This window comes from Caballeronia pedi (assembly GCF_001544915.2).
Lineage (GTDB): Bacteria > Pseudomonadota > Gammaproteobacteria > Burkholderiales > Burkholderiaceae > Caballeronia > Caballeronia pedi.
In genome coordinates this window covers 1-11,444 of record NZ_FCOE02000081.1, presented here as the reverse complement: position 1 = coordinate 11,444, position 11,444 = coordinate 1, and the positions used below count along the sequence as shown (strand labels likewise).

Here is an 11,444-nt window from a genome sequence, read left to right as displayed (position 1 = left end):
CGCCGCCGACGATAGCGCCCATTTCTGCACGGCCGAGTTCTTTGCTGACTGCGAGGTTGTCGATCTTCAACATGATGATTCTCCTGAGACTTGAATGAATGAGTGAGGTATCAGAGCGCCACGCCGCCGAGCAGGCTGCCGACCGAAGCGAGCGACTTGGTGATGTTCTTCACGTCGACGTCGGTGTGTTGCGAGGCATCGACTTGCGTCACGGGAGCGACGTTGGTTTGCGGGCTGGCGAAGGAGAAGCCGCCGTTGTAGTTGGAGTTGATGCCGTTGTTCTGGAAGATGCTCGCACCGCCGACGATGGCGCCCATTTCTGCGCGGCCGAGTTCTTTGCTGACTGCGAGGTTGTCGATCTTCAACATGATGTAGCTCCTGGGATATCTGGTTTGGTGGTTGGTTGAGCACCAATCGTTGCGCTCGCAGCTACATATGCGAGGGGCGTGCCAGGCAAGGGTGGAAGGTCTGTTCGGTTAATCTAGTTCGTTGATTTTCAAGCGAAATATACTTTCGACATGCAATTTATGGAGCCTTTTCAGCCTTCCGTTTCCGTACCGGTAGTTGGCCGGAGAAAGACAGAAAACCGGGAGTTGTCGGTTAGCGGCGAACATGCGCGATCAGAACGCGCGCGAGTACGCTCGACTGAACTGAATGATTCGGCATCCGAAATGGTGAGGGAATGACGCGGGCGCCGCCAAACCGCGGCGGAGGTAGAACAGCAGAAGGAAAGGGGATGTGCAGCAGAGGGGAAAAAAGAAAAGGGGAGAAGGAACCAGCGCGGCTCCTTCTCCCCTTCGAGGACGATGCTTTACAGCTTCGCGCCTTCGATCAGGCTGCCGACCGAAGCGAGCGTCTTGGTGACGTTCGTCAGATCGACGTTCGTGTGGGTCGAGGCATCGACTTGCGTCACCGGCGCGACGTTGGTCTGCGGGCTGGCGAACGAGAAGCCGCTCACGGCGTTGGAGTTGATGCCGTTGTTCTGGAAGATGCTCGCGCCGCCGACGATGGCGCCCATCTCTGCACGGCCGAGTTCTTTGCTAACTGCGAGGTTGTCGATCTTCAGCATGATGTGTCTCCTGGTACCTGGTTGGTTGATGAGCACCAATCGTTGCGCTCGCATCTCTATATGCGAGGGCCGTGCCAACCGTATCTGGAGGAACGCTTCGGTTAATCCAACTCGTTGAAGATCAAGCCAATTAAAAGATGGTGGAACAAAAACCGGGCGAATCGTGCGGGGTTGGCCGATTCGATTCGTCGTGCATCGGAAGACAAATGGCGAAGACGTGTCGGTGCAACGCAGACAGGCTACAGAATCGTCATCGACTCCGTCATGTTCTGCCGCATGTAATCGAGAAAGCGCTTCTGAAACAGCATCGTGTGTTCGTGCGCGAGCTTCTCCGCGGCATCCGCATCCCGGCGCGCGATCGCATCGATGATCTCGGCGTGGTCGCGGCCCAGCTTCGTCGCCGACGGCGATGTCACGGTGTAATCGAAATGCAGATGCAGTAGACGCTGCCCTTCGCCGAGCAGCCGCTCGTAGTAGCCGAGGAAATACGGGTTGTTCGCCGCATGCGCGATCGCCATGTGCAGAGCCTTGTTGGTCTCGGACATCGCGTTGAAATCGCCGCTGTCGATGGCCTGCATGTAGGTGTCGTCGGCTTTGCGAATACGCGCGAGATCGGCCTCGCTCCGATGCAGCGCCGCGAGACGCGTGACCGCGCGCTGGATGAGATCCAGCGCCGATACGTATTTCGGGAACTCCTCGATCTCGAACGGCGTGACGAGCGTCGTGCGGTTGGGGAGGATGGTGACGAGACCTTCGCTGATGAGGCGCGCGAGCGCATCGCGCACGGGCGAACGTGACAGCCCGAATTGCGCCGCGAGCGAGACTTCGTCGAGCGGCGCGCCCGGTTTGAGTTGCAAGGTCAGGATCTGCTTGCGCAACTCTTCGTAGATGTATCGTCCGCCATGCCGGCGGGGACCGTTCTCGGTCTCCGTGGTCCCTTTGCTCATGTGTTCACCGCCGTCGTCGTGGGCCCGGAAAGACGGGCGCGCGTTCAAGTTTATCATCGTGCGCACTCCGTCTCAGGCGGCCGGGAAGCCCGCGCCCCATGTATCGCTCAGCATGAAACCGGCGGCGAGCGGATCGTCGGGATCGACGCCGATCTGCTGGAATCCGTACACCCACGCGCGCCCGCGAATGCGCGGCAACACAGCCGGCTTGCCACCGACTTCGGTCTTGCCGAGCAGTTCGACTTCGAATTCGCCGCCGATGGTCGAACGCGATGTCAACCGGCTGCCGACATCGACCAGTCCGCGCGCCGACAAGGTCGCGAGATTCGCCGAGCTGCCGGTGCCGCATGGCGATCGATCGACGCGCCCCGGCGGCAGCGTCGTGCAGGTCTGATACAGCGCGCCGCCGAGGCGGTTGCGGAACATGACATAGGCAACCTCGTCGATTTGCGGAAAGAGCGGGTGCCGAACGCGAATCTGCCCGTTGATGATGTCCTTCAGCGCGACGCCCAGCTCCGCGAGTTCGCGCGCGTGCTCGGGCGCGATCGCGAGCCCGACCTGATCGACATCGATCAGCGCGTAATACACGCCACCGAACGCGATGTCCGCCTTGATCGTCCCGAACCGCGCCGTCTCGACATTCAAGTCCAGTTGCTCGACGAACGCCGGCACCATGTCAAGCGATACGCCGGTGCAGCGTCCGTCCTTGCATGACGCGCGCGCGGTGACGAGTCCGGCGGGCGTATCGAGCACGACGGTCGTCTCCGGCTCGCGCATCTCGACCATGCCGAGTTCGAGCAAGGCGGTGACGACGCAGATCGCGTTGCTGCCGGACATCGGATGCGCCTTGTCCGATTGCCGCACGATGAAGCCCGCGTGCGCTTCCGGTCTCGTCGGCGCAAGCAGCAGATTCACCGACATCTGCAAACAGCCGCGCGGCTCCAGCGTGACGAGCCGGCGCAGGCTGTCGTCCACTTCGTTGATGTAGTTCATCTTGTCGAGCATGGTGTCGCCCGGAATGCCGATGACGCCTCCGGTGATCACCTTGCCGATTTCGCCTTCGCAATGCACGTCGACGAGTTGAAGTGTCTTTTTCCAGCGCATGGTCGTCGGCCTTATTTGATGTACCAGCCCCACGGCGTGTCGCTGTCGTAGCGCGTGATCTGCTTGGTCTCGAGATAGTTGTTCAAGCCCCACTCGCCGAGCTCGCGACCGATGCCGCTTTGCTTGTAGCCGCCCCACGGCGCTTCGGTGAAGGTCGGCTGGCTGCAGTTGATCCACACGATGCCCGCGCGCAACGCCCGCGCGACACGCTCGCAGCGTGCGAGATCGCGCGACATCACAGCCGCCGCGAGGCCGAAGCGCGAATCGTTGGCAGACCGAACGGCTTCGGCTTCCTCATCGAAGGCGCGGATGCACACGACCGGCCCGAAAATCTCTTCGTTCCAGATCCAGCTATCGGCGGGCACGTCCGCGAACACGACGGGTTCCATGAAGTAGCCCTTGTCGAGATGCGCGGGCCGTCCGCCACCGGTGACGAGGCGCGCGCCTTCGCTCACGCCGCGCTCGACGGCTTCACGCACCTTGTCGTATTGCCCCTTGCTGACGAGGGGCCCGAGCAGCACGCCGTTCTTCAGTCCATTGCCGATGGTGATCCTGCGCGCTTCCTCTTTCAGCCGATCCAGCAATCGGTCATGAATGCCCCGCTGCACGAGCACGCGCGACGTGGCCGAACACACTTCGCCCTGATTCCAGAAGATGCCGAACATGATCCATTCGACGGCCGCGTCGATATCGCTGTCATCGAAGACGATGAACGGCGACTTGCCGCCCAGTTCGAGACTCACGTTCTTGATGTCGCGCGCGGCGGCCTGCATGATGCGGCTGCCGGTCGGCACGCTGCCGGTGAACGCGAGCTTGTCGATGCCCGGATGTTCGCTCAAGGGCGCGCCCGCGTCATGGCCGAACCCCGTCACGACATTGAGCACGCCCGGCGGCAGATCCGCGTTTGCGGCGATGCCGGCGAGTTCGAGCGCCGTGAGCGGCGTGAGTTCCGACGGCTTCAGGACCATCGTGCAGCCTGCGGCCAGCGCGGGCGCGACTTTCCACGCGGCCATCAGCATCGGGAAATTCCACGGAATGATCGCGCCCGCGACGCCGACCGGCTCCTTGCGCGCGACCGAGCTGAAGCGGTCGTCGGAGAGTGCGATGGGCGTTTCCGCGTGCTCGTCGAGCTTCTCCGCGAGACCCGCGTAATACTCGAAGCAGCCGGCGGCATCGCCCAGATCCCAGAGCGCTTCGGCAAGCGGCTTGCCGTTATCGCGCACTTCGATTTCCGCGAGTTCCTGAAGACGCTCGCGAATGCCCTTGCCGATACGGCGCAGCACGGCTGCGCGCTCAGCGCCGCGCATGCGCGGCCATGGGCCTTCGTCGAAGGCTTTGCGCGCGGCGTTCACTGCGATATCGATATCCTCGGCGGTCGCCGCCGACACGCTCGCAATGACCTCTTCGTTACTCGGATCGATGGTGTCGAAGCGGCCATGCCGGACGGGCGCGACCCAGTGCCCATCAATGAAAAGGTGTCCATATGATTTCATGAATTCGTCTCGTCAGGAAAAGCGATAGGCGCTGAACGGCGCGAGGTTCTGTTGCGTCGCGCGGCCCGCGACCATCTCCGCGATCAGCCGTCCGGTGGTCGCGCCGAGCGTAAGCCCGAGCTGCCCATGACCGAACGCCATGTAGACATTGCCGAGCCTGCGCGAGCGGTCGATCACAGGCTTCGTGTCGGGCATGAACGGCCGGTAGCCGACGCCGTATTCGACCTGCGACGTGCGCATCTCGGGCAACACGCGTTTCGCCTTTTCGAGGATGATGTCCGCGCGCCCGAAGTTGGGTTTCGCGCCGTGTCCCGCGAATTCGATCGTGCCGCCGATCTGCAACCCGCGCGTCATCGGCGTGAAGCAGAAGCCGCCGTCCGCATAGATGACCGAATGGCGAATCTCGACGCCCGGGTCCGACACGACCGCCTGATAGCCCGCGATGCCCGCGAGCGGCACGTTCACGCCGAGTGAATCGAAGAAGCGCCGCGCGCCGGTGCCCGCGGCCACGACGACATGCCGCGCGGCCAGCCGTTCGCCGTTCGCGAGCGTGACGCCGGTCGCCTGTCCGTTCGACTCGTCGATGCCGCGCGCTTCGCTCTGCACGCGACGGCCGCCTTGCGCGATGAAGCTGTCGGTCAACGCGGTGAGAAAGCCCATCGTGTCCTTCACCGCGCGCCAGTCGTCGAACATCAGGCCGTGTGCGAACTTGCCCGCGAGCGCGGGTTCGAGATCGCCGATGTCCTTCGCATTCAGACGCTGCGACTTGAAGCCGAGCGATTCGCGTAGTTGCAGATGCGGCGCTTCGTGCGTCAGCGCGCTGGCATCGTCGAAGACTTCGAGAATGGGGCGCTCGCCGATCAGCGTCTTGTCGGCGCAGGCGTCGAGCAAGGGCGCGTAATCAGCGTAGACGTCATGCGTGAGCGTGGCCATGGACTGCGCGATCTCGACGATCTTCGCGTGCCGCGCGCACATCAGAAAGCGCACGAACCACGGGATCATGCCCGGCAGCGCGTTCGGGCGCAGCGCGAGCGGACCCTTCTGATCCATCAGCCAGCCGGGTATCTTCATCAGAATGCCGGGCTTCGACAGCGGAATGATCTCGCTCACCGCCATCTGGCCGCAGCTCCATTTGGCCGTGCTGTTGCCCGGCGCTTCCGGGTCGATCAGCGTGACGGCGTAGCCGCCGCGTTGCAGATAGAGCGCGCAGCATAAGCCAACGATCCCGCCGCCGATCACCACAGCGGTTTTCGGGCTGGACGGGAGCGGATCGTGCGCGGAGACTTCGCGAGGAACGGCGTTCACTTCACATACTCCTGCAAGCTGAAGCCATGAGCGTAGGGTTGCGCGTCGTCGACGTAATATTCCGCGCGACCGGTCAGGTACGCGCGGCCTTCGACGCACGGCAGAATGGCGGCGAGACCGTTCGCGAGTTTCGTCGTCGATTCGACCCGTCCGATGAAGCAGCTTCCGATCAGGCTCTGATGACGAAACGCCTGACCGATATCGAGCAACCCGCGCGCGTGCCGTTGCGCAACGCGGGCCGATGTACCCGTCCCGCATGGCGAACGATCGATAAGACTATCACCTGCGATGACGACCGCGCGCGCGTCGGCGTCATTCGATAGCGGCGCGCCGGTCCACATCGTGTGATTCACACCGCGTATGCCGGGATGATCCGGATGAATCACGTCGATGGCCGCGTTCACCGCCGTTTGCATCTGCCGGCCCCATGCCAGCAATTGGTCCGGCGTGAAGTGCTCGCAGCCTGGGAAATTCGGCTGCGCCTCGACGATCGGATAGAAGTTTCCGCCATATGCGATATCGACGGCGAGCGCGCCGAAATACGGATGCACGATCTCGACATCGCGATGAAGCAGGAAGCTCGGCACATTCGTGAAGCGCACCGATGACACGCGCGCGCCGTCCGTCTCATACTTCGCGATGAGCTTGCCGGCAGGCACGTCGACGATGACCGTGCCCGGCGACTTCGGCCGCACAAGCCCCGTTTCGATGGCGAAGGATACCGAACCGATCGACGCATGGCCGCACATCGGCAGGCAGCCGGATGTCTCGATGAACAGCAGGCTCATGTCCGCATCGGCGGAAATGGGCGGGTAGAGCAGCGTGCCCGACATGTGCACGTGCCCGCGCGGCTCCAGCATCAGCGCGCGGCGCATCCAGTCGTGATGCTCGACGAACGTTTTGCGGCGCGCTTCCATCGTCGCGCCCGCGAGCGGCGGCGCGCCGTCGATCACCATGCGCACCGGCATGCCCTCGGTATGTCCTTCGATGCTCTTGAAATGATGTTTGCTCATCCGGATGCCCCGCTCGATTTCGTCAGCCTTGCGCCGCTTCGAACACCTTGCGGAAGGCGGCTTTCTCTTCGTCCGTGAGCGGCTGCAGCGGCATGCGCGCGGCCCCGACCTTGAAGCCCGCGAGTTCGCAGCCGTACTTCACCTTCTGCACGAACTTGCCGGATTCCATCGTCGCCATGACGGGGAAGAGCGAGCGCATCACGTTCTGCGCGCCGCGAATGTCGCCCGATTCGAACTTGTTATAGAAGTCTACGACGTGCTTCACGAAGCAGTTTGCCGGACCGCAAATCCAGCTCGACGCGCCCCACAGGAAGAAGTCGAGCGCCTGGTCGTCGGAGCCGCAGGAAAGCTGATAGTGATCTTTGTACTTCTCGCCGATTTCAATCGCGCGAAGCAGATTGCCGCTGCTTTCCTTGATGCCGACGACACGCGGATGGTCCTTGAATGCTTCGAGCACTTCGAAGCCGACTTCCACGTTCGTACGCACAGGGTAGTTGTACAGCACGAGATCGACGTCCGGCACCGCCTTGAGAATCGCGTCATAGTGGCCGATCAATTCCTGTTGCGACGGCAGCGCGTAGTACGGCGGCGCGATGAGCACGGTCTTGTAGCCCGCGTCGCGAACCAGTTGCGTCTGCTCGATGACTTCGCGCGTGCACGATCCGTTCGCACCGCCGATCAGCATGCCGCGCTCGCCGACGACTTCGCGCACGGTCTTGAGAATCGCGCGGCGCTCGTCGTGCGTGAGCGCGTAGTATTCGCCCGTCGAGCCGAGCGGCACGAAGCCCTTGACGCCGGCCTTCAACTGGAATTCGACCAAGTTCGCGAGCGTGTCGTGATCGACCGCGCCGGACGTGCTGAACGGCGTGACGAGTGCGGGAAGAATGCCTTTCATCTGCATGAGTTGCTCCACTGAACGATGAGTCGTTGATTGAGGTTAGTAGGCGTAACGCCTGAGCAATCGCGTTTCGACCACGCCGACGAGACGCGTGAGCGGAAACGCGACGACGAAGTAAATGATCGCGACGGTCGTCAGAAATTCGACCGGTTTGGCCGTGCTGTTCGAGATGTTCTGGCCGACGAACATCAGATCCGCGACGCCCACCGAGGAGATCAGCGCGCTCTCCTTGAACAGGCTGACCACGTTCGAGAGCAGCGGCGGAATCGCGCGCAGCAACGCTTGCGGGAAGATCACGTAGAGAATCTTGGCCTGCGGCGAGAGACTCAGCGCGATGCAGGCATCGTGCTGTTCCGCGGAGATTGATTTGAGCGCGCCGCGAAACGTTTCGCTCGTGATCGCCGCCATGTAGAGCGTCAACGAGATCACGACCGACAAATAAGGCGGAAGCGGAATGTGAAAAACCACCGGGAAACAGAAGAACACCCAGAAGAGCTGAATCAGCAGCGGTGTGCCGCGAAAGAACTCCACATAGAGCGTGGTCGACGCCTTCATCCAGCGCGAGGGCGACATGCGCAGGAGACTCAGCACGAAGCCCGCGAGACTGCCGATCACCGCACAACTGCCGGTGAACGCGATGGTCAGCGCGAGCCCCTTGAGCAGCACGAGCCAGTAGGGGAAGACGGCGGAAAAGTCGAGTTGCATGGTTTTCTCCTCAACGCTTGACCGCAAGGTCTTGCCGGCGCTCGATCACATGAACGAACTTCGCGATCGGCAGGGACAGCGCGAAATAGATCAGCGCGACGACGGTATAGGTTTCGAGCGGCCGATACGCTTCGGTCGCGAGACTCTTGCCGACGTACATCAGGTCCGCAACCGCGACGATGGCGACGAGCGCGCTTTGCTGCAGACTGCCGATGCCGTTGGTCATCAGCACGGGCATCGCGGTGCGCAGCGCCTGCGGCAGCACCACATACACGGTGCGCTGCCAGGGCTTGAGGCCCAGCGCGACGCAGGCATCGAGATGCTCCTTCGGCACGGCCTGCACACCCGCTCGATACGCCTCGGCATTGAACGCGGTGAGATTCAGCCCGAGCGCGAGCACGCCCATCAGGATCGGGTCGATGAATACATCGACCATCATCGGCACGCAGTAGAAGAACCAGACGATCTGCAAGAGCGCCGGCGTGCAGCGGAAAAACTCGATGAACAACTGCGCGGGCCACCGCACGATGGTCCAGCGGCTCATCGCCAGAAGACAGAGCGCGAAGCCGAGCACGAGGCCCATGAGGTTCGACGCGACGGCGAGTTCGATCGTGACGCGGAGACCATCGAGCAGGGCACCGAAGCTGCCTTCGAGAAAGCGGAAGTCGAATTGATAGTTCATGTCGAGCCTCAGTCGAGATGCAGCACTTTCTCGAGGAACTCGCGCGTGCGAGCCTGCTTCGGGCACTTGAACATGTCGGCGGGCGCGCCCTGTTCGACGATCTTCCCGCTCGCGCAGAACACCACGCGCGTCGCGATATCGCGGGCGAAGTGCATGTCGTGCGTGACGATGATCATCGCCATCTTCTGTTCGGCGAGCTGGAGCATCACGTTCTGTACTTCGATGACCATCTCCGGATCGAGCGCGGAGGTGACTTCGTCGAACAGCATCAGCTTCGGTTCGAGCATCAGTGCGCGCGCAATCGCGACGCGCTGCTTCTGGCCGCCCGAAAGCTGGCTCGGATATGCGTGCAGCTTGCTCTCGAGACCGAGCCGCGCGAGATACAGGCGCGCGCGTTCGGTCGCCTCGGCCTTCGACAGACCGCCCACCTTGACCGGCGCGAGAATCAGATTGCCCAGCACGGACAGGTGCGGAAAGAGCGTGTAGTGCTGAAACACCATGCCGATCTGCTTTTGCAGCCTGGCGTCGATACGTTTCGCGCGTCCCGCGTCGGCGCCGAAGATATACGGCTTGCCCTGAAACCCGATCTGTCCGCCCTGAATGCCTTCGAGTCCCATCATCACGCGCAGAAGCGAACTCTTGCCGCTGCCGCTCGGACCGATGATGACGAGACGGTCGTCCTCGCGCATGTCGAGGTTCATGTGATCCATGACGACCAGATTCTCGCCGTAGGACTTGTAGACATCCCTGAACTGCACGAACTCGCCGGATGCTGAAGGCGAAAAGTCGATCACAGCCGGCGGGACATCGTGTTGAGCAATCATGGTTTGCGATGACAGCATGAAATCTCTCCAGCAAGCGCGCTCGGAAGCGCACGATGCTTAGGTATCCTGTTCGATGAGAATCGAACACGGCACGAATTGGCGCGTCGCATCATTTGTTTGCGACCAGCATCGCCTGGACCGATGTCTTGATGAGCTTGTCGACCGCGCCCGTTCTGACTTGCGAGTTCACGAAATCGTTGAGCACGGCGAGATCGGCGGCTGAGGTTTCCTTGCGCACGCCGAACGCTACTTCCTGTTGCGCGAGCGGCGGGTTCGGCTGGACCGTCGCGGCCCAGTCGGGATGCGCTTCGGTCAGAAGCATGTTGGTGATGTTGGCGTCGGCGAGAAGATCGGCGCGCTTCGACATCAGCGCGAGGCGCGTTTCGTCGTTGCCGGGCAGCCGCATGATGCGCGCCTGCTTCAAGGCCACCGAGATCGCCTTGTCCTGCGCCGCGCCCGACATCACGGCGACCGTCACGCCGGGCTTGTCGATATCGGCGATGCTGCGCGCGCCCTTCGGGATCTTCGGGTTGTTCCGGTTATAGACGAACGAAACGTTGTAGTCCGTCGCGGGCGCCGAGAACGAGACCGCCTTTTCGCGTTCCGGTGTCTGATTCAGCGCCATCGACAGGTCCCACTTGTCCGATTGCAGTCCGGCGACGATGTTGTCCCACGTCGTATCGACGAATTCGACTTTCACCTTCAGCACGTTTTGCCCGAAGTTGCGGCACAACTCCGAAAAGAAGCCGCTGTACTCGCCCGTCTTCGGATCGCGCATCACGTACGGCGGCGCGACCGCGGCGCCGCAACGAAGCACGCCCGCCTTCTTCACGCTTTGCCAGGCGCTGATGTCTTCGGCCCGAAGGGACGTGTGCGCGGCCGCCAGCCCGACGAACGCCAGGCACGCGACGGCACGAAGGGTGAAACGGGACAACTGAACCATGATCGACTCCCGATTAAGAGTAAACCCGCATATGAGTTTGCAAATTGCACCACACAAACCTGCGTATTGAGATGTGTGCAGCGATGTATGCAGTGTAGGGAATCAAAAATGGCGCTGTCAACTAGGCGATTGCCCGTAGACGTCATTTTTCGAAAATGAAGGAAGCTGTGGCCGCGCTGATCCGCGCATTGCGCGCGAGGGCCGAGGAAATTCAGCGGTAGGAAATTCGACGAAGGGGAGAAGGAAACACCGTTGTTCCTTCTCCCTTCGCGGGGTAACGCTTACAGCTTCACACCACCGAGCAGGCTGCCGACAGCGTCGATCGACTTCGTGACGTTCGTCAGATCGACGTTCGTGTGCGTCGAGGCATCGACTTGCGTCACCGGAGCGACGTTGGTCTGCGGGCTGGCGAAGGAGAAGCCGCCGTTGTAGTTGGAGTTGATGCCGTTGTTCTGGAAGAT

13 protein-coding genes are annotated in these 11,444 nt (G+C 62.1%); all 13 read right to left on the bottom strand.

The annotated features are described in order from the left end of the window. Nucleotides 1–110: 110 nt before the first annotated feature. The gene (locus tag AWB80_RS42085) at nucleotides 111–368 is read right to left on the bottom strand and encodes a hypothetical protein (protein WP_061177564.1); all 258 of its coding nucleotides are present in this window, start codon (nucleotides 366–368) and stop codon (nucleotides 111–113) included. Nucleotides 369–811: 443 nt separating this feature from the next. Continuing rightward, nucleotides 812–1,069: a hypothetical protein gene (locus AWB80_RS42080; protein ID WP_061180509.1), complete on the bottom strand. Its 258-nt coding sequence runs from the start codon at nucleotides 1,067–1,069 to the stop codon at nucleotides 812–814. A 239-nt stretch (nucleotides 1,070–1,308) separates the two neighbouring features. Further along, nucleotides 1,309–2,016: a GntR family transcriptional regulator gene (locus AWB80_RS42075; protein ID WP_061180508.1), complete on the bottom strand. Its 708-nt coding sequence runs from the start codon at nucleotides 2,014–2,016 to the stop codon at nucleotides 1,309–1,311. A 72-nt stretch (nucleotides 2,017–2,088) separates the two neighbouring features. Further along, nucleotides 2,089–3,120 carry a proline racemase family protein gene (locus AWB80_RS42070; RefSeq protein ID WP_061180507.1) on the bottom strand — a complete coding sequence of 344 codons (1,032 nt, stop codon included), beginning with the start codon at nucleotides 3,118–3,120 and terminating at the stop codon, nucleotides 2,089–2,091. An 11-nt stretch (nucleotides 3,121–3,131) separates the two neighbouring features. Continuing rightward, nucleotides 3,132–4,613 (bottom strand): aldehyde dehydrogenase family protein, encoded by a 1,482-nt coding sequence (locus AWB80_RS42065; protein WP_061180506.1) that lies wholly within the window; start codon nucleotides 4,611–4,613, stop codon nucleotides 3,132–3,134. 12 nt (nucleotides 4,614–4,625) lie between these two features. Further along, nucleotides 4,626–5,918: an NAD(P)/FAD-dependent oxidoreductase gene (locus AWB80_RS42060; RefSeq protein WP_061180505.1), complete on the bottom strand. Its 1,293-nt coding sequence runs from the start codon at nucleotides 5,916–5,918 to the stop codon at nucleotides 4,626–4,628. Next, nucleotides 5,915–6,931 carry a 4-hydroxyproline epimerase gene (locus AWB80_RS42055; protein ID WP_061180504.1) on the bottom strand — a complete coding sequence of 339 codons (1,017 nt, stop codon included), beginning with the start codon at nucleotides 6,929–6,931 and terminating at the stop codon, nucleotides 5,915–5,917. The genes AWB80_RS42060 and AWB80_RS42055 overlap by 4 nt, the downstream gene beginning before the upstream one ends. Nucleotides 6,932–6,953: 22 nt before the next feature. Continuing rightward, nucleotides 6,954–7,832 carry a 4-hydroxy-tetrahydrodipicolinate synthase gene (dapA, locus tag AWB80_RS42050; RefSeq protein WP_061180503.1) on the bottom strand — a complete coding sequence of 293 codons (879 nt, stop codon included), beginning with the start codon at nucleotides 7,830–7,832 and terminating at the stop codon, nucleotides 6,954–6,956. Nucleotides 7,833–7,868: 36 nt separating this feature from the next. Beyond that, nucleotides 7,869–8,534, bottom strand: a complete 666-nt coding sequence (locus AWB80_RS42045; RefSeq protein WP_061180502.1) for an amino acid ABC transporter permease — start codon at nucleotides 8,532–8,534, stop codon at nucleotides 7,869–7,871. A 10-nt stretch (nucleotides 8,535–8,544) separates the two neighbouring features. Next, nucleotides 8,545–9,216: an amino acid ABC transporter permease gene (locus AWB80_RS42040; protein ID WP_061180501.1), complete on the bottom strand. Its 672-nt coding sequence runs from the start codon at nucleotides 9,214–9,216 to the stop codon at nucleotides 8,545–8,547. An 8-nt stretch (nucleotides 9,217–9,224) separates the two neighbouring features. Next, nucleotides 9,225–10,058: an amino acid ABC transporter ATP-binding protein gene (locus AWB80_RS42035; protein ID WP_061180500.1), complete on the bottom strand. Its 834-nt coding sequence runs from the start codon at nucleotides 10,056–10,058 to the stop codon at nucleotides 9,225–9,227. A gap of 91 nt (nucleotides 10,059–10,149) precedes the next feature. Next, the gene (locus tag AWB80_RS42030) at nucleotides 10,150–10,983 is read right to left on the bottom strand and encodes a transporter substrate-binding domain-containing protein (RefSeq protein ID WP_061180499.1); all 834 of its coding nucleotides are present in this window, start codon (nucleotides 10,981–10,983) and stop codon (nucleotides 10,150–10,152) included. Between the two features lie 281 nt (nucleotides 10,984–11,264). Further along, nucleotides 11,265–11,444: hypothetical protein (locus tag AWB80_RS42025; RefSeq protein ID WP_061180498.1), on the bottom strand; the 180-nt coding region annotated here is incomplete at its 5' end.